This is a genomic window from Paraburkholderia sp. FW306-02-B, from assembly GCF_058782725.1.
This window is the reverse complement of the sequence record NZ_JBYSXZ010000002.1, coordinates 2,331,851-2,353,465: the sequence shown is the minus strand read 5'-3', so window position 1 is coordinate 2,353,465 and position 21,615 is coordinate 2,331,851. Positions and strand designations below refer to the sequence as shown.

The following is a 21,615-nucleotide window of genomic DNA, read 5'->3' as shown; positions in this document are numbered from 1 at the left end:
CCGCCGGCATGAGCACTGTCCACGAGACCATCTATCCGGTGCTGCCTGCAGAACCCGGCGCGGCGGAGCTGAAAGCAGCGTTCACCCCAAGTGCCGCGGAAATCCGCTTCGTGCGCCGGCAATCCCGGCAGGAAGCCAGCGCGGTCCTGATCATGGTGCAGTTGAAGCTGCTGCAGCGTCTCGGTTACTTTCCGATGCTCGTGGATGTGCCGCCCGTCATTATCGATCACATCCGAAGTGCGATGCGGGCCCGCGCGCTGTCCCGAGCGGCGATCGCGCTGTACGACGTGTCCGGCACCCGCATCCGTCACCAGAAGCTGCTGCGCCGCTGGCTCGACATCCGGGCGTTCGATGCGAGCGAGACAGCGTGGCTTACTGAACTCGCGTCGACGGAAGTTCGGACAAAGATCGAACTACCCGATCTCATCAACGTGCTGATCGAGGAATTGGTCCGACGCCGGTATGAGCTGCCGCCGCTGGCGACGCTGCAGCGCATCGCCACGCAGGCGCGCAACGATTTCAACGAAGCGATCTATCGGGCCATCGCCGGCGCACTCGATGCAACACTCATCGAACGGATCGACACGCTTCTCGTCGTCAAGGCCGGCAAGTCTGGTTGGGACGATCTGAAACAGGAGCCGAAGCGACCAGCCGCGCAGGCGATTGCCAGCTTCCTCAAACATATCAACGGGATCAGGAAACTGGCGGAAGGTTTGCCGGCGCCGCCTGCGATCCTGTCTGTCGGCAAGCGGGCCCAACTGGTCACCGAAGCGCGGGCACTCGACGTCGCGGAACTGCGCTCACTCAAGACCGCGAAGCGTCATGCGCTCGCTGTCCTGTTCATCCAGGCGCAGTTGCAGAAGGCGCTTGATGATATTGCCGAAATCTTCATCAAGGTTGTGCGCAAGTTGGAGTCCTACGCGAAGGTCCGGCTGCAAAAATATCAGCTCGAACACACTGACGTACTGGAGGGACTGGTCGGCCAGTTTCGGGACGTCCTGCAGATCCTTCAGGACGAAGAGGTATCGGAACGCGAACGGTTGCCGAAAATCCGCGAGACGCTCGGCGACCCGACCGAGGCGCTCGCGCAGTGTAACGAGCACATCGCCTATGCCGGACAGTTCGACCTGCCATTCGTGCTCGTGCCGTACCGCAACCAGCGCGCGCTGCTGTTCCAGTGCCTGGACGGGCTGCCGCTGCGATCGAGTTCGCAGGACCGTGCGGTACTGGTCGCACTCGCGTGGCTACAAGGCTTTCGGAACGCGCACCGCGAATACCTGCTGCTGACGGAGAACGGCCTCGCGAACCTGCCGCTGGACTGGCTTCCGGAAAAATGGGAGCGCGCGGTGTTCCCGCACGGCCGAGATAGCCGGATGCTGCACCGCCGGTTCTTCGAGCTGGGGGTCTTCAGCCAGATCATGCGGGAGCTAAATGCCGGCGATCTTTACGTCGAGGGTAGTGATCGCTTCGATGATTATCGGGTGCATCAGGTCTCTGATGAGGAATTCCGGTGTGAGCTGCCGCGCTACTGCGAGATCGTGGGCTTGCCCACGGACGGCAAGACCTTCGCGAAGGATCTGCGAGACAAGCTTAACGCGGCGCTCGACGAGACAGATGCGAATTTCCCGGCAAACGACAGCATCGAGTTCGTCGATCAGGAACTCGTCATTCACAAGCCGGGCAAGGAGCCCGAGCCGCCGAACCGCACGCTGATCGACCAGGCCATCACGGCGTCGATGCCGCAGATCAGCATCCTGGATCTACTCACTGAAACCGAGCAGTGGCTGGACCTGCATAAACTGTTTGGACCGCTGTCCGGGTTCGACGCGAAGATCGACGATCCGCGCAAGCGTTTCATCACGACGCTGTTCTGCTACGGCTGCAACCTCGGCCCCAGCCAAACGGCGCGCTCGGTGAAAGGGCTCAGCCGCAAACAGGTCGCCTGGCTGAACTTGAAACACATCACGGAGGAGCGGCTCGACAAGGCGAATGTGAAGGTGATCAACGCGTACAACCAGTTCGCGTTGCCGAAATACTGGGGCAGCGGCAAGCGCGCGTCGGCCGACGGCACTAAGTGGAGCCTGTACGAGCAGAACCTGCTGTCCGAGTATCACGTTCGCTATGGGGGATACGGCGGGATCGGCTACTATCACGTGTCCGACATGTACATCGCGCTGTTCAGTCACTTCATCCCGTGTGGCGTCCACGAAGCCGTCTACATTCTCGATGGGCTGATTCTGAACGGTGCCGACGTCAAGCCCGACACGATCCATGGCGATACGCAGGCACAAAGCGGTCCGGTCTTCGGTTTGTCGTACGTGGTGGGCATCAACCTGATGCCGCGCATACGCAACATCAAGGACCTCGTGCTGTACAAGGCGGACCGGCGTCGCAAGTACAAGCACATCGACAGCTTGTGCCGCCAGTCAATTGACTGGGCACTGATCGAACGGCACTATCTCGACATGATGCGCGTTGCGGTGTCGATCAAGGCAGGTAGGATGACGCCGTCGACGATCCTGCGCCGCCTCGGCTCGGAGAGCACGAAAAACAAACTCTACTTCGCGTTCCGGGAGCTGGGGCGCGTGATCCGCACGCTGTTCCTGCTGAAATATCTGGATGACCCGGAGCTGCGTCGCACGATTCACGCTGCGACCAACAAGAGCGAGCAGTTCAACGACTTCACGCAGTGGCTAATGTTCGGCGGCGAAGGCGTCATCGCCGAAAACGTCCGGCACGAGCAGCGCAAGGTAATCAAGTACAACCACCTCGTCGCGAACATGGTGATCCTGTACAACGTGCAGTGGATGTCGCGCAAGCTAAAGGAACTGCAGGAGAAGGGGCATCCGGTCGACGCCGAGGTGCTCAAGGTGCTGTCGCCGTACCGGCGGGAGCACATCAACCGGTTCGGGGACGATCTGCTGGATCTCCAGCGCCCCGTTCCACCGCTAGATTCGACCATCGATTTCGCATTTAAATCAGCAGCTTAGTCTGAGATGCGGCGGATTTTTAACGAATCCCGGTCAGGCCTCTTTTCTGGAACAAGTGCTGCAGACGCACCCGCAATTAACTTCTTCTCAAGAAGTGTGCCATTCGAGATTGAATATTGCTCGTTCTGGAGATTTTCGGAAAAATGTTCTATCTTAGGTAGCGGGTCAGTGTAATCTACCAACACGCAACGCCGGTCTGGGGGTGGTTTTTGCCGATGGCCAGCGCAGGTGTCGAGATTGGACACGAAGCCGGGGCGAGCCCTCATGATTCGCCATCCTCTCTGAGCGGCGAGCTGAACACTCACATTTTCGCGCAAACCTATTGATTCGTAGTCCTAAATAATTACGTACATGCAAAAAACTGGCCATCACGCCAGAGGAGGAATGACCGCGACAGTATGAATCAGGAAGTTTAAAGCCGCAGCGTGCGAGGCTGCGGCTTCGCCGGACGAATTGTCCGGAAGAACAGTGCACGTGAACTACAGTGAACGCAAAATCATTATAGTTCGCAAGCGCTGGGAGTCAACTCGTTCATGGAGATTGCTATGTCTATCCCCAACGCTTCAGATCGTCTACGTTCTCGCCAGATGAACTGCTCTAAAGGAAGGCTTTCTGGTTGTGGAGGGCCAGCGCGATCTCGCGGGAAACCGACCTCGAGCCAGGCCAGTGCAATAGTTCAACTAGTTTCGACCCTTCAGGCGCATCCTGTTTGCGCGAACCTCATCTCCGGGCCTCCTGAAACCGGAAAAAGTGCCGTGGTGCGCGTCGCCGTCCGGCGGGCGGGAAAGGAGCCCATCTTCTATCAGTGCACTAACGGTTCGAGCGCAAACCGGAATCTGAAAAACATGATTAGTTTGATAGAGGTCGGGGGGTGCGAACCCGATGGATCAAAAGTGCTCGTTCTGGTTGTCGAACATGTCGAGCGATCAACCTGCTGCGAAGCATTGATCGGGGCGACCAAGCGAATGGCAGCGGAAGCGGGCATCGCTGTGGTATTCGAAGTGGCCGACGATGTCCGTGGAAGCGATGCGGTACACGCCTATTGCCGTCGTACGCGACGCTTATTTACCAGCGCTCCCCGGACCATTACCCGTATGTCGAGTCGGGACGCGCAGGAGATGACCCGCAACTGTTGGAGACTCCAGTACCCGGGGCGATACACGCCCGAATACCTGTCCGAAACACTGAGGACAATATCTGACGGCAAGGTGGGTGTATTTCCTGATGTCTGGCGGTTTGCCGTGACGCTGTTCGACAATGCAACCTTTGTTGAGCCCGCTCGACTTTGGGAGTACTTGCGTCCGGCGGACGAGGCCGACGGTCAAACTGTGGACAAGCCACATTGGCCGTGGCCATTTTTTCCAGACAGGCGCCTGATCTTCGAAGTGGAGGCGTTTCTTGATACTCTTGGCGCCGTTTCATAGAGGGCCAATAAAACTTGATGGTCTTCGTTTGCGCCGCCAGGACGTTAGAAGTGCAGCGCAGAAATTTGCACCTCACAAGTCGTTGGCATGGTCGATGCTCGTTCATCTTTGCCTCCGGTATCCGGTCGAGGGCGACAACACGTCCTCGGCTCCGCCGGTGATCGGAGGCGGCGATGGATCGCGCTTTGCTCGCAAGGGAAGAGCTGTTGACATTTCCCTGAGTTCTTCAGCCTCAAAGTTGGTTGTTGCGCGAGCCATTATCTAATCCAGTCTGCATGTTACGGGTGCGCGCCACGATCGCACCATTAAGATAATTTTTGTGACTATCAGGACGTGTCGTCCACTGAGCGACCGTGTCCGGCGCCGTTTTGTCCGGATCGATGCCTGATCTGGATGTGGATAAATGCCTGAATATCATCGCCAAGAGCTTTTGAGTAGTTCAAGAAGAGGGCGCTTTCCACCAATACGGTAGAACTTGACGGATCGGGCTCAGAGCCCCGTGCAGTATGGGTTTCCGCATGGTTGGTAAGGGAGGTCGTTGACTTTGTCGTTTTGATTTGCCAGCATGATATGCATCTCCGCAGTTCCAGTCGTCGCGCTATTACGCGTCATTCGCAATCGGCAGCGCGGTCACTGCGCCTACGACAAGCATGCAGGTTGTTGACTGCCTCTGCGCTAGCCACTTATATGCTCCGCACTTACCGAACCCGGTGTCCTGCACTAATCGAGGGGAGGTCCAAGTTCTGCTCGTGGAGTGTTGTGTCGGCTGTTCATTTTTGGTGAGTTCTTTCACTACTTCGGGTGGGTAGTTCGCACATTCCCAGTTTGCTCTCGCCTCAAGGCGTCCTTCTGGCATTCCGGATTCGGATTGCTGAAACGTTAGTGAGAGTCCGGTGACAGATGTTCTTCCAATATCCGTTTCTTAAACTTGTGAATCCGCGCTACTCGGGTCACCTCGGATGCGAATCCGTTGGTAGCTACAGGACAGAATCGGTTGTGCTTTGGGTTTTGCTGACCCGCACGCTTGTCTTCGAGATGGAGAATCGTCGATGTTGAATATCGCAGAATTCGATCAATATATGAATCGGCATGCTTTGAGCGATACCGCCAGGAGGTTCATTCACGATGTTCGCAGCCAAGCAACCGTCATCGACCTTCAGGAGCGACAGAGGAGCAATTCGGTCGTTCTCCTCTATTCGCGCAAGATGGGTAACCGGCAAATTGTCACGCGCAGCCGGACGCTGCTTGCGACAGCGGCGCGATGGCACGAATTCGATCGCGAGGTCCTCGAATACTATGTCGAACCACACCAGTTGACATTCGAAACCTGCGACGAAAATGGCGTAGTGCAGAACCGTGCACAACACACCTTCCGGTTCCTGGTGCTAGGGCGTTGTGAAGCATTACTGGAGGACTGGCGTGAGGAGAGTGATCTCATCGCGCTGGAGCGCAAGGATGCCGCGCGCGCCATCAAGGTCGGCAGGTTCTTCCGTGACGAAAAAGGGTGCTGGCACGATCGCAATGCGGAGGCGTTCTGTCAGGAACTGGGGCTCGGTTATCGCCTCAGAACCAGCCGCAACATCCCGCAGCGTTTCCTTGAGAACATCCGGTTTCTGCAGGAATACATGGATGACAGAACGGCACCGATGTCCGAGGAATCCCGCACCCGTCTTGAACAGGCTGTCTCCGAACAGTCCGTCACGTTTCAGGAGCTCCTCGGCGAGCATGGCTTTGGTGCGGATGAACTGTTCGTCGCCATCGCACAGAGGGTTGTCCATGTCGATCTGTTTGAAGACAATCTTCGCGACCCGGGGCAACTGTACCTGCATCGGGACCTAGGCCAACGCGAGGTTTTCCTGGCGTTACGCGAGAGCGAACAGGATCAGCCGCCGCTGCCACTTCCGGCAGTGGGGATACTTGAACCTGGCAGCAGTATCGAATACGGTGAAAAGAAATGGCAGATGGTTCTTGCGACATCCGGAGACCGACCGGAGGCGCTGTTTGAAAGCAGAGATGGCCACCAGCTCGTGCTTGCGACGGACGAAGCAGAGCAACTCGTCCTTCAACAGAGCAATCAGGCGGAACGGAACGCGCTGATCGAAAAAGGGCGCCGCCGCACGCTCTTTGATCTCGGTAGTCGCGCCAAGGAGCAGGCGGTGCGCAAGCTGATTGCGGTTCGCGAGGGTACTGGAGACTACTCGCGTGCGACGATGATACGCGCCCGCCGGATTGTGAACGAAAGCAGATCAACGATCGAGGCCCTGATTGTGCTCGCGGGCAGGCATGCCGATAAGGGATCCAGGGGCCCAAGGCTTCCCAAGGTGAGCGAAGAGTTTGCACAGCAGGCGATCATCGAGCATTACAACAAGCCGGCCGCCCAAACATCGGGCAAGAAAGCATTCGACAAATACCAGGTGAAATGCGTTGCGTCAGGGATTCCGTACATGTCCTACGTGACATTCCTCAAACGTGTCGGTGTCCATGCGAATCCCCTGCTGCGAAGTGGCAAGCGCGTAGCTTACAGGGACGGCGACATTCCGCTTACGCTCGACATCAGGGAGCCGGTCCACGGGCTGATTCCCCATGAGGTGCTGTACTGCGATCACACGTTGCTGAATCTGGCAACCGCAGGTCCGCAGCGTCAGGACTGGGGCAAGGTATGGCTATCCGCTGGCACAGATGGTCATATTCCCCGCGCCCGGGCGATGTACCTGAGTTATGGCGCACCCTCCAGCATGTCAGTGTTGATGCTGCTGCGGGACTACGTCCGGCGGCACGGACGATTGCCTCGGATGATTGTTGTGGATGGCGGCAAGGAGTTCCGGTGCGCTGCATTCACGAAGTTCTGTTCCATCTTTGGTATGGAGGTCAGATATCGCGGACCGGGGCGTCCGCGAGGCGGTGGGCCCATTGAGAGACTGTTTGGCGTGACGGAGCAGGAGTTCCTTTCAGGCCTCGAAGGCAATACCGCGCAGCTGAAGGAGGCACGGCTAACGACTAAATCAGTCCAGCCCAACCATTTCCGCATATGGACCTTTCCAAACCTTTACCGCGCTCTCGAACATTACCTGTTTTCCGTACGCCCCGCTGTTATCCATCCGGCAATCGGCATGACGCCGGCGGACTACGAAGCATTTCGACTCGAACAGACGGGTCATCGGAAACACGTTTTGGTGGCGTTCGACGAAAACCTGCTACTGCTGACCTGTCCCAGTCCGCCCCAGATGATGCACAAGGTGTATGCGCATCGTGGCATCTGGGAGAGTGGCCGCTTCTTCTGGCATACCGATTTCTCGCGGCTGTCCGGGAAGAAGCTTGAGGTCCGCGTTGAACCGTGGTGTGCGAACGTGCTGTATGTGTACACCGAACGCAAATGGGTTGTTGCCGTTGCGCGCAACGTCGAACCTTATCGCGGCCGGACCCGCTATGAAGTCGAGCAGGCACGACGTGACGAGAAACGCATGAACCGGGCGGCCGCAGCGCGTGAGCAACGGTCGCCTGAGCGAGCCAGACGGATGGTCGAACTGCTCGACCCGCTGAACTTTAGCGAGACCACTGCAAACCAGCAACGGGTCATGGCCGCGTTATATGCGGGCCTCGGCATGACCACAGCGGCAGCACTCACTGGAATTGTCCCTGATCTCCCTCCGCCGCCCGATGGGGCAGGACAGACAGGCATCATTCCAGGTACCACCCGACCGTTCGGCCCGGTCATAGCCGATCAGTTGTCGCGTCCGGCAATTGAGGAGGGCGCTCTAGCAGAGAAGGAGATGCACGATGAAGAAACTGCTTTTATCTGAACACACTCGCAAGATATCGCTCGATGAGCGGATGAATTTCGCGAAGATGTCGCGTGATGACGCCTGCCAGTTGCCGGATGACCAGAAGCTGCGGTACTTCTTTTCCTTGCAGGTCTCTCACGTCAAGCTGGACAGCGTCGAGGCCAACATTGCCCGTCATCTTGGGCCGTATTCAGATGCGAGGATTCTTACGCTGATTGGCCCTCCAGGGGCGGGGAAGACCTCCTTTGCCGAAAACGCGCTGGCGAACCGGATGAAGCCAGCAGCGCCTGGTCTCCTGCCTTTCCTGCTGGTTGCTGCGCCGGCTCACGGCAGCGTGAAGGTGCCGTGGAGCAGTGTGTATCGCAAAATACTCGCAGCAGGCGGCGAGCCGATGATCGACTTCAAGCGCGGTACCTTCATCGAGGGTGATCGTGTCCGCACGTATGGTCCGGCCATTAAGGCCCTTGATACGCTCCGGTCCGCAGTTGAGAGCATGCTATTGCACCGACAGACACGGGTGCTGGCGCTTGATGAAGTATTGCACCTGTTGCGCTTTGGCAATTACGAGGCGCTGATGGACACGTTGAAAAGCCTGGCGGACGCCACTGATTCCCAGTTGCTGCTGATCGGTTCGTATGACCTCTTCAGCCTGGTGTCCAGTTATGCGCAGGTAGGTCGTCGCAGTGAGGTTTTTTACCTCGACCGCTATCGCCGCTATGCAAAAGACGAGAAAGGCAAGGACATCGCCAATGAAGGCGACATCAAGGAATTTACCCGCATCATCGGGCTTCTCCAGAAGCGCTGGCCGCTCGTCTGGGTACCGAACTTTACCGAAGTAGCTGCGGATCTGCTCGAGGCCACGTTGGGTATCGTGGGTCTCCTGAAGGACTTCATGATGCAATGCCTCGTACTGCAAATCGGCAATGGGGGTAGGTGGAGGGCAGAATTCGTCAGGAAGTCGCTGAAGCCAGCGAGCGTGCTGAGCGGCATTCGGCGCGAGTTTGAAAAGGGGGAAGACATGATGCTCAAGGCAGGATACTCCCAGTTCTCCGTCGACGACGAAAAGCTTGCCAGTATCTCGGAGCGAATCGAGCGCGTCACCTGAACCTGGTGTGTGCTTTTGTTCCGGCAAATTCCTTGGTGATTGTTATGGATAACCTATCTGTCTTGTACCAGGTTCAGCCAATCTCCGTGGGACAGTGGGACTGCGAAGGGCTTGTTAGCTACCTGTGCCGGCTGGCCAACGCACATTCGGTTGCCGTCGATGATCTGGTCAACCGGTGCCTGTCTCCATGCTCGGGATACGATTTCCGGAAATGGAGGCACTTCTCCTGGTGGAACCGCAGTGTGGCCGTTTCCCTGTTTGCACCCGGACGTACGGAAAGGCTGGAAACGGCTCTGGCGATCGCGACAGGACTGTCTGCTGTGCGTCACCTTTCGCTTGCTGCGCTCCTGCCGGCGCTGGACCTGGCGGGGATGGCCGCCGATGGAGCTCGTCATTGTCCTGAATGTTTGCGTGAGAGGCCGTATCCGGCAGCGTTTCGCCCGATACTTTGGGATGTCAACGTCGTTACCGTATGCCCGCGACATGCGATCCGACTCGCTTCTTCACGATGCGGAAGTCCTCCAGCGCGTTATCTCGGATTGTGGTGTCGACGGCAGGTGCCCGGTGTGTGTGCCAGATGCGGTAGTCTCGGCCTGTCGTGTGGATGTATTCCGGTCGAGACAGCGGCCGGTGTCGAAATGTGGGTAGCCAGTCAAACCGGAGAGATGATTGCAGCTGTTTCTGGGGGCGAGCAGTTTGCGCCTGAGCGCGTTCAACAGGGGGTTCTCGCGATGGCTACGCGGATCGGAGAAGGGCGTCCCTATCGTGCAGCGGCCATCTGCGGCTTCAGCAAAGCGCGGCTATTCGACTGGATCAACGGCAATAGGCGTATCAAATTCGCGCCACTGCTCGCGCTATGTGCGGCGGCAGGTAGCGACATAGTTTCTGCACTTCGGGGGCAACCAAATTATACGTTGACCGGAACCTTCCGATACGTGTGCCATCGTCGGCCGTTAGAAAGGCCATCAACAGTCGAGCGAAGACGCGCTGTCCTGGCAGCCCTGGAGGCCCCCGTATGCCCGTCCGTTTCGGTCGTAGCGAGGCAACTGGGGATTCACAGGACAACGCTCGAGCGAACTTGTCCGAATGAGGTGCATCTGCTTGTTGAACGCTTACGGACATCACGGCGGGCCGAGGCCATACAGCGCCGTGTCGAAGCAACCGCGCGCCTTGAAACGGCGATCAGCCATCTCAGGGGAGCGGGAAAGCCAGTTACGGTGCGCAATCTCTATCTTGAGTCTGGCATCCTGATATTAAAGGGTTCGCGATTTGAGCCGATATTGCTTGCGCTTTGCCCAAACGGTCCCAAGTTTGTGAAGGAGGAGAGTCGTGAGATCTAACACTCGCGCGTCATTGATGTTGAGTCTTCCCGCTTCCAGCGGAAGTTGCTCAACGCGACTTTACCCTTTGGCTCCCATGGCGCTTGGCACCGACCAATGTGAAAGCATCTTCAGCTATCTTTCGCGTCTGGCAACGGCGCACCATGTATCAATCGCGCGGCTTGTGCAATATCTGGACGAAGTCGCGGGCCATAAGCAGAGCCGATGGTTTGCCCACTTGTCGCAGGGAAAGACCAGTCATCGCGGCGACACACTCATTCCTGGCCTGATTGCCGCAACCGGGCGTCCGGAAATCTCAGGATGCACGTTTGAATCGCTTTCCGCAGTAACGCATTTTCGCAATTCCCTCAGACCGGATAGACCACGCCATTGTCCGGCCTGCGTGGCAGAAGTTCCATTTCCCGGTGCGTGGAACAGACTGATCTGGGAAATCCAGTTTGTCCATACTTGCCCGATTCACGACCGGTTTCTGGTGAGCAGCGCTTGCGGTCGCAGGCCGGAACAGTGGGAGTATCAGAGCGGACGAGCGCTACGCCCCGGCGTCTGCCGTTACTGCGGGTCTATTGCGTTCGGTTGCGTGCCAGACGAGGTTTGCCCGGCGACACCCACACAGCGGTGGGTCGCTGTCGAAGTCGGGAAACTGATAGCTGCGTCGTCCGGTGGCGAGCGGTTCACCCGTGAGGCAATGCTCCACGGTTTGCACACGGTGATCAAAACGGCGTGGAGCAACGGCGCTGAGGCAGATCGGGCATTGGGACTACCTAAAGGACACTTAAATTGTGTGCTAAGGGGCAGTAGTACGCTGAGTCTCCAGGTTCTGATCGCAATAAGTTCACACGTCCGCGCTCAACCTGTCAGTGTTCTGCGCGGCCAACTGCAGGCTGCTAGTATGACGATCGAGCCAATCGTTCTCGAACGACAGCACCGGCGGCGAGCCACAAAGAGCAAGGCTGAAATCGAGAAACTCCTGCCTGCAACACTCGCTGAGACACCGGACATAACGTTTACGGCTCTTGCAGGGAAGCTGGGCGTGAATGTGACAAGGTTGACCCAGTTGTTTCCGGAATTGGTGTTTGAGCTGCGTGAAAGGCGCCTTTGCCTGGTTCGACGGCGCAGATGGCTGCGGCTTCTAAGGATTGGGCGCAATCTGCGTGCGCTCAAAGCGCGATTTGAACACGACGGGCTCGTGTTCAATCGGAGCAATCTGTTCGAGCACGGCAAGACCATGTTTTATAGAGGGGGGGCAGAGGAGCGACTGTTTCTCTGGGTAAAGGAAAGAACGCCCGTTTGAAGTCGTTGCGTCTGTAACCGGTGGCAAAGCGATAGATGACCTTGTTCACAAAGTTAAGCGATAGATGACTTTTCCAGGAATAAAGCGATAGGTGATTTTATGTGTCAACTTATGCTTTATTCGTCAAAGCCGCACGCACCTGAACCCCGCATAGACATACTGATAGTGCGGCTGAAACCAGTTGCGGAAAGCCGGCCGCAACATGCATCGCGCAGTGCGCGCCGAGCCGCCTTTGAGCACGTAATGCTGCCCGTCGAAGAAATTGGCGGAATAGCCGGGATAAAACGGAAACGCTTCGAAGCCCGGCAGCGCGTCGAATATCGTCGAGGTCCACTCCCAACCATTGCCGAACTGACCTTCGACGCCGAATGCGCTGACGTTATCCGGATATGCGTCGACCGGCTGCGGGTCCCAGCTTCGGAAATCGAAATTGCCCGACGCGGCGTGCGGTGCGCCGTGGGCCGCGCGTTGCCATTGCGCCTCCGTGGGGAGTGTCTTGCCGGCCCAGCGCGCGTAGGCGCTGGCTTCGGCGTGGCTGACGTACACAGGCCAATCGAGCGGCAGAGGCACCTCGTCGAACATCGTGCGTAATGTCCATGCGCCGTCTTTGCCGCGCTCGCGGTCTTCGCTGCGCTGTGACCAGCAGGCGGGGTGTTCGATCTGCCCGGCTTCCTTCCACGCCCAATCCTTGTTCGACCACCACTTCGGCTCACGATAGCCGCCCGCCTCGATGAACTGGCGAAACGCGCCGTTCGTCACCATGTGGCGATCGATCTCGAAGGCGGGCACATCGACGCGCAATTCACCGAACTCGTTGTCCCAACCGAAGCGGCCACTTTCGCGCGCCATGCCGAGCACCGCCGATCCGGCCGGCACGCGGACCATCGACGCGTTGATCGCGCCGCGCTCAACGCGCGTTGCCGCCGGTTCGCGTAAGTCGGCGATCTTTTGCGCTAGCGGCAACTGATGCAGCATGTAGGCGAGCGTTTCGGCATGCATCAGCCGATGCTCGATCGCAACGTTCAGCAACTGCCCGGCCGCACCGCCTTGCGCATCATCGTGGCCGATACGAGCCGAGTCGCTCAGCGCACCGAGCGCACGGTCGATCTGCTCACGGGCGCGCAGCCCATAGCCGCGCACGACCTCGAGCGACGGCCAGTCGCCTGGTTGATCGGTGGGAAAGCCGCCGTCGACGGGATCGATACCGAACGCGAAGAGCTGGTCGAGGTGCGGATCGAACGCGGGCAGGTCGCACAGACGCTGATCCAGCAGGTTGCGGTCGAAGGCTTCCAGATGGCCGATGTAAAACACAATCCGGTGACGCTCGCGGATCGGCCGGTCATACAGAAACTCGGGTTTGACAATGGAGAACAGTGCGTCGGTGACGTGACGCGCGTCGATCAGACGCTGGACGAGCGGGTGATGCGGGGCGGGGTCGCGATTCATGTCGCCAAGCCTCCTTGCGGGGGACGGACTAAAGACTGTACCCGCTCGCAGGAGCCATGCCAAGGCGAAAGCGCACCGAAAAGAGGTAGACGGGAACGTGGCGGCGCGGGCCAGGTCCTTCGCGTCCGGCTTAAACCTGCCGCAAGCCTTCGAGATCGACGATCCGGATGTGCTTGCCTTGCGTGTCGATCAGTCCGCGCTTTTGAAATCTTGACAGGGTACGGCTGACGGTTTCGAGCGTCATGCCGAGATAGCTGCCCATGTCTTCGCGCGTCATACGCAGGTTGAATTCCGCCGACGAATAGCCGCGTTGCGCGTTGCGCTCCGACACGTCGAGCAGGAACGCCGCGACGCGTTCGTCCGCCGACAACGAGCCGAGCACCATCATTTGCGCGGCTTCGCGGACGATCTGTTCGCCCAGCAGTTTGTGCAGCCGTTCCTGCATCGAACTGATTTCGCGGCACAACGTTTTGAGCGCCGTGTAGGGGACGATGCAAACAGTGCTGTCTTCGAGCGCCAGGGCGCTGCATGCGTGCACGTCTTCGCTGATGCCGTCGAGGCCGAGCGCTTCGCCGGCGAGGCGCAGGCCGGTAACCTGTTCCCGGCCGTCACGGTGCGCCATGACGGTTTTCATCGAACCGGACCGCACGGCGTACAGATTGTCGAACGGGTCGCCGCTGCGGTACAACGCTGCGCCGCGCTGCACCGAGCGCGCTGTGCAAATCAACGCTTCGAGTTTCGGCAGTTCATCTGGAGACAGGCCTTGCGGCATGCAGAGCTGCCGCATCGAACAGTTCGAACAACGCGCGGCGCTGCGCCCGCTCGCCCGCGGCGGCGCAGCACGACCGCGGCCGCGCGCGGATGGAGCAACAGCGGAATCGGCGGTAACAGCGGTAGGAGTCAGCATGTTCAGCAGCCATTTGTCGGGTAATGACTGATTGTCCCACCGCGTACGGCCCGCGTTTCGCGGCAAAATGACGCGTTCGCGCAGCGAGGCTGCTTGCGCGATGTCACGCTCGCGCTTCTGCTTGTGGTGATGTACTGCTATGCGTCCGGTTGAGCGCCGGCTTCGCTGCTCTTGCCCGCAGCGGAGGGGATCAGCAGCACCGGCAAGCTGGCCTGGCGCACGCAGCGCTCGGCGACGCTGCCGAGAATCAGGCGCTGAAAACCGCGCCGGCCGTGCGTGCCCATTACCAGCAGGTCGGCGTTGAAAGCGGCGGCGGCTTTCAGCACCACGGTGGACACGTCGTCGAGCGACGATGCTTCGCCCACCGCGAGCTCGCCTTTCACACCCTGATTGCGCATGGCCTGCGCGAATTCCGCGCCGAGTTCCTTGCCTTGCTCGACCAGCCGGTTGCGAAGAATCGAAGGGTCGTAGCCGGGCGCTTCGAAATACATCGGCGTGTTTTCGACGACGTAGAACGGTTGCAGAACAGCGCCCGTGGATTTGGCGAGCGCCAGCGCTGCTTCGAACGCGCGGCGCGAGGTATGGCTGCCGTCGACCGCTACGAGGATGCGTGTGTACATATCAACTCCCGTCTGTAGGATTCGGGTGTCGCGGCCATTGCGCACGACCGTGTTCATTGACGATTCATTACCCATGTGAGCTTAAATGATTGCTGAAAAAGGCGCACCCTGAGCAGGATGTCAATCAAACACTTGTCAAATTGTGCTGCTTCGATTGATTGCATGACAAGTACCGCGCAGCAAGCGTTTCCGGCCTGCGCGTCAATCTGAAACGCCTGCGCGAAATCAAGATAGCCCCGGGTTTGCCTTACAATCAAAGCCTATTCAGACAAGCTGGCTCAGCACCGCTGATGAACGAGCGCAAAACGACGGCCTTGCCCGACAAGATCTACGGCGACATCCTCAATCGGATTCTCGAAGGCGAGTACAAGGAAGGCGACCGGCTGCCTACCGAGCACGCGCTAGCCGAGCGCTTCGAGACCTCGCGGCCGACCGTACGCGAGGCGCTGGCGCGGCTGCGGGCGGACGGCATCATCATGACCCGGCACGGTTCCGGCACCACGGTCGCGCGGCGCCCCGATCCGGACGTGCGCCGTTTCGCGCCGCTCGAAACGCTGTCCGACATCCGCCGCTGCTATGAATTTCGCATCGTGACCGAAGCGGGCGCTGCCGAACAGGCCGCGCTCAAAGCCGACGCCGACGACATCGCCTCGATCGAGCGCGCGTGGGACGAACTGGAACGCATCATCGAAACCCAGGGCATCGGTGCAAAAGACGATTTCATGTTCCATCTGGCGGTGGCGCGCGCGTCGAAGAATCCGTTTTTTATCACGGTCATGTCGTTCATCGAAGAACAGATCCTGTTCAGCATGAACTTGTCGCGCAATCTGTCGCTCGTGAAGACCGTCGAGCGGCAGCGGCTCGTGCAAGCCGAGCATCGGGCGGTGCTGGAGGCGATCCGTCGCAAGGACGGTCCGGCCGCCGGTCAGGCGATGCGAGCGCACCTCGAAAATGCGCTCGACCGGATGTTCGGTTCCTGAACTTCGCCACACGCCGACATCGGACCGCCGCATTCGCGGTCCGGTATCGGCCCGGGCTTCTTGTGGCTACGCTGCCACGGCCATCGGCCCGAACAGGGCAGTGCGGGTTTTCGGGCTGACCGCGATATCCAGCGCCACCGCGCGCTCCACGCCGATCTGCAACGGCGAGCCGAGCCGGCTGATCTCGATGCCGGTTTTGCGCAGCAGCCGCTCGATCGGGGTGGTGGTGACCGTGACGTAGCGCGTAATGCCCATCCGGTCGGCGAACGTCACGAGCTCGTGAATCGCCTGCATCGTGAGGTCGGCAAAACCGAACGACTGTTCCTCACCGCCCGTTTCGATCGCAAACCGGCTCAATTCCCAGATATGCCGCCCGACCGGCGCCGCCGCGCCGTGCAGCAACTGCGGGAAAGTGTCCTTCAGCATGTTCGGGCCCTCGGTCGGCATCAGGCGCCAACAGCCGCGCACGTGGTGGTCGTCGCCCTGAATCAGCATGTAGTGCGGCCCGAGCGCGTCGTAGCCGTCGATTTCCATGCCCGCGATGGTCGGGATGTCCCACCCGAGCCGCCCGTGAAAAACCCGAGCCCGCAGGCGGTACATCTCGTTGATGTCCGCGTTGTCAAATTCCTGACGCATTCCAATCCGGATCGCTGTTTGCATGACGTTCTCCTGAACGTGTTGGGTTACCCAATACGCAAGAAAACTTATGCATTTTGAATCGTTCTGCCACCTACCTACCTGGATAGGTGTGCATGCTTATCGGGTAAAGCAAAATCGAGATAAGCATCTGTAATCAACCGACAGGACACGACATGGAAATTCTCGAAAATCACTGGCAACCGCAAACCGGCATCCAGCCCCGCCCTGCGGAACCGTCGTCAGCGGTGGATCGCGTTCTGATCATCGCTTACCGCAAGAAGAAAAAAGAGAGCCAGCGCCGCTTCTGGGCGCGCTTCGGCGTGACGCAATCGCGCGGCAGCCGGTTCGAATCGGGCGCTGAAATCCCGGCGCCGGTGTCGATCCTGCTGGGCCTTTACTTCACCAAGACCGTTTCCGACGCCGATCTCGGCCGGGCCGAGCGGGTGCTGCACAGCCGCGACGCCGCCGCCTTGCTCAACCCGGGTCAATAAGTCCGAGCTGCGCGGCGATGACGGCCGCCGCGCGCCGCGAATTCACACCGAATTTCGTCCTGATGTTTTTCATGTGGAAGTTCACGACGGCTTCCGAACAGCTCAGGATATGGGAAATTTCCCAGGTGGATTTGCCGCGCGCGGTCCATTTCAGACATTCGCGTTCGCGCGGCGTGAGTTTGGGCAATAAGGTCTGGGTGTGCGTATTCAAATGGCGCTGACTGGTGTCGATCACCAGATCGCGCACTAGCACGAGATTCGGCAGGGCTACGTCGACATGGCGCCAGAATGCCTCGGTCGGATTGCTGTCATTGACGAAGCACATCATGCCGGCCTCCTGGTTCGGCCCATGGATCGGCAACGTCACCCCGGCGCGCAAGCCGTGCGAGCGGGCTTCCTCATACATCGATTGCTGCGGGGCGGTCATGAAAATGTCCGGTGACCAGATCAGCGGCGTTGCGCGCGTCGCGCAATGCGCAACAGTCGGGTCGATGTGCATGAGCCCCTGCTCGTCATAGGTGCGGCGCCACGTCGGCGCATAGGTGCTGCGCACATAGGCGTCTTCGAGGCGAATGGTCGGGCGCGGCAGCATGGCGATCAATATCCGATCGAAACCCCATGTGTCGGCAAGCCTTGCGATGGCACCGAACCATTCCGCTTCATCCGCGGCGTTCAGTAACGGAGCCATCTGCTCGATAAAGTGTAGCGACAATTTAACTCTCTCAGATCGCAAACTACCCGTTGCGGTTAATTGCGGTACGGCCTGCCGTCCGGCTGTTTTATCGCCACAATCTATCACTAAAAATTACTTTGCAAATCCGGCCTGGATTTTGAAAGAAACGGCTGCGGCGTGGCTTGTGCGAAGGAACACACGATTTGCTCTTTATATCGGATTTTTTTGGTTCCGTTGCTATAAACACAGGAATATAGCGGTTAATTTTTCGCGGCTTGGCCCAGCCGCTTTCGATTGGTAAGATACATTTTCAATCACACGGACAATCACTGCACTTACGGGAATTCGGAAAAAAAGACCTTAATTCGGTTTTATCAGGAAATTAATGCTGGATTCTAAGCAGGCCGCAAACGTTTTCAAAGTTGTTTGATACCTATCCGCGCCCGGTGCTACCTTAAACGTCGAACCCCGTTCCCGTTTGAGGCGTCATGAACGATTCTCCGATCCTCGACTGCGAGTTCGCCGCTTCGGTCATGGCGGTGCCGCCGCTGGCACGCCGCGCCGATTACACGCTGGATGCAGTTGAGAATCGCACACTGATCCGCCACGTCGAGGCTGGTGGTGTGCGCACCCTGCTGTACGGCGGCAACGCGAATCTCTATCACAGCGCCGTCAGCGAATATCGGGACTTGCTGGACCTGCTGGCCGACAGCGCGGGCCCTGCCACACGCGTGATCCCGGCCATCGGCCCGGACTACGGCAAGATGCTCGATCAGGCGCGCATTCTCGCGCAAACCCGTTATCGAACCGCGATGGTGTTGCCGCTCGGCGGCTTTACGACCTCCGAAGGCGTCGCGGCGGGACTGACGCGCGTCGTCGACGCGGCGGGCATTCCGCTCACGCTGTACATCAAGAGCGAAAGCTATGTTGAGGTGGAGACGCTGGCGCGCCTGATCGAGCGCGGCACGCTGCTGGCCGTGAAATACGCGATCGTTCGCGAAAATCCGGCGGACGACCCCTATCTGCGCCGCTTGCTGCAAAGCGTGCCGGCTGCCAAAGTGGTGTCGGGCATGGGCGAGCGGCCGGCGCTCGTCCATTTGCGCGAGTTCGGTCTTGCCGCCTGGACCACGGGCTCGGGATGCATCGCGCCGCGCATGGTCATGGCTCTTCTGCACGCTGTCAAAACGGGAGATCATGTCGAGGCCCAGCGCCTATACGACGCGTTCATGCCGCTCGAAACCCTGCGCGACGAAATCTCGCTGATTCGCGTGTTGCACGACGCGGTCACGTTCTCGAAGATCGCCGACATGGGGCCGATCCTGCCGCTGCTCAGTTCGACGCCGTCCGAACATCATGCGAAGATCGGCCATGCGGCGCGGGCATTGCTCGCGTTGGAGCGTCAGTTCGCGGGGTCGTCCGCGGCGCATTGACGGCGCATTCGCCTCGCGGCGGCTCGCCGGGTGCGACGAGCAGAGCGTCAACCCGCTTCCGCCTGCAACCTTCAATCACCCAAAGCACAAGCATGAGCGATAACAGCCGACGCTATCCCGATCCCGCCATTCATATCCTCGATCAGCGCTTCAAGGCGCTGACCCTCGCGTCCGCTTCGGTCGAATGTCTGTATCAGGGCGCGCGCTGGTCGGAAGGGCCGGTCTGGTTCGGCGACGGCCGCTATCTGCTGTGGAGCGACATTCCCAATGACCGCATCCTGCGCTGGGATGAGCCGAGCGGCACGGTCACGACGTTTCGTCAGTCGTCGAACAATGCGAACGGCAACACGCGCGATCGCGCGGGGCGCCTCGTCACATGCGAGCACTTGACACGCCGCGTGACACGCACCGAATACGACGGCTCGATTAGCGTGCTCGCCGATCGTTATCGCGGCAAGCGCTTCAATTCGCCGAATGACGTGATCGTGAAATCGGACGGCTCGATCTGGTTCAGCGATCCGACCTTCGGCATCGACAGCTTCTATGAGGGCGAGCGGCAGGCGTCGGAACTGGCCGCGTGCGTCTATCGTATCGATGGGCAATCCGGCGAAGTCACGGTGGTCGCCGACGACGTGCTGGGACCGAACGGACTCGCGTTTTCGCCGGACGAGTCCGTGCTGTACGTGGTCGAATCGCGGGGCGAGCCGCGCAAGATTCGCGCGTTCGATGTCGGCGGCAATGGCAGCGCGCTCTCGAACAACCGCGTGCTGATCGACGCCGGGCCGGGCACGCCGGACGGCTTTCGCGTCGATATCCACGGCAATCTGTGGTGCGGCTGGGGCATGGGCCACGATGAGCTCGACGGGGTGCGCGTCTTCACGCCGCAAGGCGAGTTGATCGGCCACATTGCCTTGCCGGAGCGCTGCGCGAACGTCTGTTTCGGCGGGCGGCATCGCAACCGGCTGTTCATGGCGGCAAGCCATGGGTTGTATTCGCTTTATGTGAACACGCAGGGGATGCAGGGCGGGTGAATACCCGGTCGAATTCGAAGTTGCCTAACAAGTACTAATTCAAGTCGCCATCGGGCCTCGGGTTTGCCCTTGGTTAGGCCAAAAAAATCATTGAAAGATAAAGACTTGCGGCATAAATAGCTGATTTTCCGAGCAGCGCCGTACTAGCATTAATTTGCTTGACATCAGCAGTTGGGCTTCGCTATGTTGCATTGATAGAAAGACACCGCCAGCACCGCATTCGACCGGCGGACTTCCATACGAAGAAGCGAGGAGACGCAATGACTGTTTCTGGCAGACTGGCGCTCAGGCTGGTGTCCGTATGTCTCGCGGCGAGCGCCGCCTTTGCATCCGCGGCGCACGCGGCCGATCCGGTAACGCTCAACATCGTCGACGTCGCCGGCGATCTTCAGCTCACACAAAAGGGCTTCGAGGCGTTCAAGGCGAAGTATCCAAACCTTATCGCCAACCTCACGTTCACGAACGCGCCGGCGCCGCAACTGCCCGGCAAGATCAAGGCGATGCAGGCCGCGGGCCGCTCTGACATCGACCTCGTGCTGACCGGCACCGACGCACTGGCCGCCGGCATCGAACAGAACCTATGGATGAAGTTGCTGCCCGACAGTGCGGCGGCATTCCCCGGCGTGCTCGACAGATACGCGCCGGGTCCGCGCAAGATGCAGGATCTCGCGCAAGGCTTCGGCCTCGAAGTCGCGTATATGCCGGCTGGTCCGCTGATCGAATACAACCCCGCCAAAGTCAGCGATCCGCCAAAGACGCCCGAGCAATTGCTGCAATGGTGCAAGGCCCATCCGGACAAGCTGATCTACGCACGCCCGGCGAATTCGGGTCCGGGCCGCACGTTCCTGATGGGGCTGCCGTACGTGCTCGGCGATAAAGATCCGCAAGACCCGATTCACGGTTGGGACAAGACGTGGGCTTTCCTCAAGCAACTGAACGATTGCATTCCTTACTATCCGGGTGGCACCTCGGCGGTGATGAAAGAACTCGGCGAGGGCACGCGCGACATGACCGTGACGGTGACCGGCTGGGACATCAATCCGCGCGCGCTCGGCATCGTGCCGGAGGAGTTCCGCGTACAGGCATTCGACAACATGACGTGGGTGAACGACGCGCACTACATGGTGATTCCAAAGGGCGTGCCGAAGGAAAAGCTCGACGTGCTCTACAAGCTGATGAACTTCATGCTCGAACCGGCACAGCAGGCGATGACCTATGACGACGGTTACTTCTATCCCGGTCCCGCGATCAAGGGCGTGAGCGTCGAACAGGCGCCGGCGCACAGCCAGGATGTGCTGAAGAAGTACGGGCGGCCCGAGTACGCGAAGCTGCTAGCCGAGCGTCCGCATGTATTGCCGCTGAACGCGACCGCGATGGTCGCGGCTTTCAGGAAATGGGACAGCGAGGTCGGCGCGCAGAAGACCAGGTAGTCGGCCATGTAGTCCGGTGAGGCCGTCGCGATTCGC

General features: G+C 59.4%; 16 protein-coding genes and 1 pseudogene. 12 read left to right on the top strand and 5 right to left on the bottom strand.

Translation table 11 applies throughout. From position 1 onward, the window contains the following. Positions 1-8: 8 nt before the first annotated feature. From AC3WOG_RS31880 to AC3WOG_RS31850, 7 genes and pseudogenes are all read left to right on the top strand, one after another. Positions 9-2,990: a Tn3 family transposase gene (locus AC3WOG_RS31880; protein ID WP_492581752.1), complete on the top strand. Its 2,982-nt coding sequence runs from the start codon at positions 9-11 to the stop codon at positions 2,988-2,990. Between the two features lie 545 nt (positions 2,991-3,535). Continuing rightward, complete coding sequence (locus AC3WOG_RS31875; RefSeq protein WP_492581751.1) at positions 3,536-4,414, top strand: hypothetical protein; 879 nt, start codon at positions 3,536-3,538, stop codon at positions 4,412-4,414. A 1,049-nt stretch (positions 4,415-5,463) separates the two neighbouring features. Beyond that, positions 5,464-8,214: a TnsB C-terminal domain-containing protein gene (locus AC3WOG_RS31870; protein WP_492581750.1), complete on the top strand. Its 2,751-nt coding sequence runs from the start codon at positions 5,464-5,466 to the stop codon at positions 8,212-8,214. Continuing rightward, positions 8,192-9,301: an AAA family ATPase gene (locus tag AC3WOG_RS31865; protein WP_492581749.1), complete on the top strand. Its 1,110-nt coding sequence runs from the start codon at positions 8,192-8,194 to the stop codon at positions 9,299-9,301. Before AC3WOG_RS31870 ends, AC3WOG_RS31865 begins: the two co-directional genes overlap by 23 nt. 44 nt (positions 9,302-9,345) lie before the next feature. Further along, positions 9,346-10,641: a TniQ family protein gene (locus AC3WOG_RS31860; protein WP_492582517.1), complete on the top strand. Its 1,296-nt coding sequence runs from the start codon at positions 9,346-9,348 to the stop codon at positions 10,639-10,641. Between the two features lie 16 nt (positions 10,642-10,657). Next, positions 10,658-11,101: pseudogene (locus AC3WOG_RS31855) on the top strand (TniQ family protein); the annotation flags it as partial. A 429-nt stretch (positions 11,102-11,530) separates the two neighbouring features. Continuing rightward, the gene (locus AC3WOG_RS31850) at positions 11,531-11,932 is read left to right on the top strand and encodes a hypothetical protein (RefSeq protein WP_492582568.1); all 402 of its coding nucleotides are present in this window, start codon (positions 11,531-11,533) and stop codon (positions 11,930-11,932) included. A gap of 123 nt (positions 11,933-12,055) precedes the next feature. Here AC3WOG_RS31850 and AC3WOG_RS31845 read toward each other — a convergent pair whose 3' ends face one another. The 3 genes from AC3WOG_RS31845 to AC3WOG_RS31835 form a co-directional block, all read right to left on the bottom strand. Beyond that, on the bottom strand, positions 12,056-13,378 hold the full coding sequence (locus AC3WOG_RS31845) for an SUMF1/EgtB/PvdO family nonheme iron enzyme (protein ID WP_492581748.1): 1,323 nt from the start codon (positions 13,376-13,378) through the stop codon (positions 12,056-12,058). A gap of 130 nt (positions 13,379-13,508) precedes the next feature. After that, a complete protein-coding gene (gene fnr / locus AC3WOG_RS31840) occupies positions 13,509-14,285 on the bottom strand; it encodes a fumarate/nitrate reduction transcriptional regulator Fnr (RefSeq protein WP_492581747.1) in 777 nt (258 codons plus the stop codon). 137 nt (positions 14,286-14,422) lie between these two features. Then, the gene (locus AC3WOG_RS31835; protein ID WP_492581746.1) at positions 14,423-14,905 is read right to left on the bottom strand and encodes a universal stress protein; all 483 of its coding nucleotides are present in this window, start codon (positions 14,903-14,905) and stop codon (positions 14,423-14,425) included. Between the two features lie 290 nt (positions 14,906-15,195). Between AC3WOG_RS31835 and AC3WOG_RS31830 the strand changes: the two genes are divergently transcribed. Beyond that, on the top strand, positions 15,196-15,885 hold the full coding sequence (locus AC3WOG_RS31830) for a FadR/GntR family transcriptional regulator (RefSeq protein WP_492581745.1): 690 nt from the start codon (positions 15,196-15,198) through the stop codon (positions 15,883-15,885). Between the two features lie 66 nt (positions 15,886-15,951). Here the strand turns inward: AC3WOG_RS31830 and AC3WOG_RS31825 are convergent, their stop codons facing one another. After that, complete coding sequence (locus tag AC3WOG_RS31825; RefSeq protein WP_492581744.1) at positions 15,952-16,545, bottom strand: acyl-homoserine-lactone synthase; 594 nt, start codon at positions 16,543-16,545, stop codon at positions 15,952-15,954. A 152-nt stretch (positions 16,546-16,697) separates the two neighbouring features. On the opposite strand from AC3WOG_RS31825, the gene AC3WOG_RS31820 reads away from it, so the two are divergent. Then, positions 16,698-17,015: a helix-turn-helix domain-containing protein gene (locus AC3WOG_RS31820; protein WP_492581743.1), complete on the top strand. Its 318-nt coding sequence runs from the start codon at positions 16,698-16,700 to the stop codon at positions 17,013-17,015. Here the strand turns inward: AC3WOG_RS31820 and AC3WOG_RS31815 are convergent. Beyond that, positions 16,999-17,703, bottom strand: a complete 705-nt coding sequence (locus AC3WOG_RS31815; protein ID WP_492582516.1) for a helix-turn-helix transcriptional regulator — start codon at positions 17,701-17,703, stop codon at positions 16,999-17,001. The two genes, AC3WOG_RS31820 and AC3WOG_RS31815, sit on opposite strands and share 17 nt — an antisense overlap. A 473-nt stretch (positions 17,704-18,176) precedes the next feature. Here AC3WOG_RS31815 and AC3WOG_RS31810 point away from each other — a divergent pair, with 473 nt between their 5' ends. The 3 genes from AC3WOG_RS31810 to AC3WOG_RS31800 all read left to right on the top strand — a co-directional run bounded on the left by AC3WOG_RS31810 (position 18,177) and on the right by AC3WOG_RS31800 (position 21,579). Then, the gene (locus tag AC3WOG_RS31810) at positions 18,177-19,118 is read left to right on the top strand and encodes a dihydrodipicolinate synthase family protein (protein WP_492581742.1); all 942 of its coding nucleotides are present in this window, start codon (positions 18,177-18,179) and stop codon (positions 19,116-19,118) included. 92 nt (positions 19,119-19,210) lie between these two features. Continuing rightward, complete coding sequence (locus AC3WOG_RS31805; protein WP_492581741.1) at positions 19,211-20,149, top strand: SMP-30/gluconolactonase/LRE family protein; 939 nt, start codon at positions 19,211-19,213, stop codon at positions 20,147-20,149. Between the two features lie 260 nt (positions 20,150-20,409). Further along, a complete protein-coding gene (locus tag AC3WOG_RS31800) occupies positions 20,410-21,579 on the top strand; it encodes an extracellular solute-binding protein (protein ID WP_492581740.1) in 1,170 nt (389 codons plus the stop codon). Positions 21,580-21,615: the final 36 nt, after the last annotated feature.